The organism is Streptomyces sp. RP5T (genome assembly GCF_003933965.1).
Taxonomy (GTDB): domain Bacteria; phylum Actinomycetota; class Actinomycetes; order Streptomycetales; family Streptomycetaceae; genus Streptomyces.
Window position 1 is genome coordinate 1 of sequence record NZ_RSAJ01001071.1, and the last position, 1,409, is coordinate 1,409.

Consider the following 1,409-nt stretch of genomic DNA (forward strand, 5'->3'; position numbering starts at 1 on the left):
CATCAGCGTCGCGCCGATCTGGAAGGCCAGGACCGTGTCCCCCACCTTGCCCGTACTCGTGAGGTCGGCGAACAGCAGCGGTCCGCTGATGCCGCCGGCCGCCGTGCCCAGGGCGTAGAAGAAGGCGATCGACATCGCCCGGGTCTCCATCGGGAACACCTCGGACACCGTGAGATAGGCGCTCGACGCCCCCGCCGAGGCGAAGAACAGCACCGCGCACCAGCACGCCGTCAGCGTGGCCGCGCTCAGGGAGCCCTGGTCGAACAGCCACGCCGTCCCGAACAGCAGCAGCCCCGACAGCAGATACGTCGACGAGATCATCACCCGCCGCCCGACCGTGTCGAACAGCTTCCCCAGCAGCAGCGGCCCGCAGAAGTTGCCGATGGCGATGACCGCGAAGTAGTAGCCGGTGTCCCCCGTCGGCACGTCGAAGAACGTCGTGAGGATCGCCCCGAACCCGAACGTGATCGCGTTGTAGAGGAAGGCCTGGCCTATGAACAACGAGAAGCCCAGCACCGACCGGCGCCGGTAGTCGGAGAACACCGTCCGCGCGATCTCCAGGAACGACACACTGCGGCGCTGGTGGATGGTGATCTCACCCTCGGGCCGCGGCAGGGACGCCCCCCGCTCCGCCTCCACCTTCTCCTCGATCGAGGAGACGATCCGCCCCGCCTCCTCGTCCCGCCCGTGGATCAGCAGCCACCGCGGACTCTCCGGCACGTGCCGCCGTACGAGAAGGATCACCAGGGCCAGTACGGCCCCGAGCGCGAAGGTGAGCCGCCAGCCCACGTCCTTGGCGAAGATGTCCGTGTTCAGCGCGACGATCGACAGCAGCGAGCCACCCACCGCGCCCAGCCAGAAGCTGCCGTTGATCATGAGATCGACCCGGCCCCGGTACTTCGCCGGGATCAGCTCGTCGATCGCGGAGTTGATCGCCGCGTACTCCCCGCCGATCCCGAACCCGGTCAGGAACCGGAACAGGAAGAACCACCAGGAGTCGAAGGAGACCGCCGTCAGCGCCGTGGCCGCCAGGTACACCGCCAGCGTGATCATGAACAGCTTCTTGCGGCCCCACTTGTCCGTCAGCCGCCCCCAGAACAGCGCACCCAGGCACGCGCCGGCCACGTACAGCGCGGCCGCGATGCCGGTGACCTGCCCGGAGGAGATGGACAGCCCGCTCCCCGGCTCCGAGAGCCGGCTCGCGATGTTGCCGACGACCGTGACCTCCAGGCCGTCGAGGATCCACACGGTGCCGAGCCCGATCACGATCGTCCAGTGCCAGCGTGACCAGGGCAGCCGGTCGAGTCTTGCGGGGATGTTGGTCGTCACGGTGCGGCCGGTACCGGCCTGAGCGGTGGTCACGGACGGGCTCCCTCCTCGTCGAGCGGTCCTCGGACGAACCCCACCCG

Annotated in this window: 1 protein-coding gene; it reads right to left on the reverse strand. The window is 68.6% G+C overall.

All coding sequences use genetic code 11. The annotated features are described in order from the left end of the window. A partial coding sequence (locus tag EHS43_RS44540; protein WP_125196057.1) for an MFS transporter occupies positions 1–1,362 on the reverse strand: 1,362 nt, incomplete at its 3' end. Positions 1,363–1,409 lie beyond the last annotated feature (47 nt).